A 367-nucleotide genomic window follows, 5' to 3' on the forward strand; every position below is an offset into this window, starting at 1 on the left:
CGACGAGCGCCTTCACGCCCAGCTCCGTCGCACGGGAGACGGCCCACTCGAGGTCCGCCCGGGTGCGGTCGAAGATCTGCGTGTAGGTCTCGCCGGTGCGCTCCTTCTCCTGCCGGTACATCGGCATCGAGACGCGGACCTGGCGGGCGCCGAGCTCGCTCGTGACGCGGAGCATGGTGTCGACGCCGTCACGGTTCGACGCCTGCTGGTACCCGCCGATGCCGGAGTACTCCAGCCCGGCGGCGTCGGTGGTGCGGGCGATCTCGCCGACCTGGTCCTCGATGCCGGTGAACTGCCACGTGGAGTCGTTGCCGGCCCAGAACGAGCGCCCGGCGGGCACGGCCTCGCCGGAGGCCGGACGGTCGTC

1 pseudogene is annotated in these 367 nt (G+C 72.2%); it reads right to left on the reverse strand.

Annotated elements, in window-relative coordinates:
• Positions 1 to 367: pseudogene (locus BIV03_RS16745) on the reverse strand (sugar phosphate isomerase/epimerase); the annotation flags it as partial.

Origin of the sequence: Curtobacterium sp. MCBA15_016, assembly GCF_001865105.1 — a bacterium.
Classification (GTDB): Bacteria; Actinomycetota; Actinomycetes; order Actinomycetales; family Microbacteriaceae; genus Curtobacterium.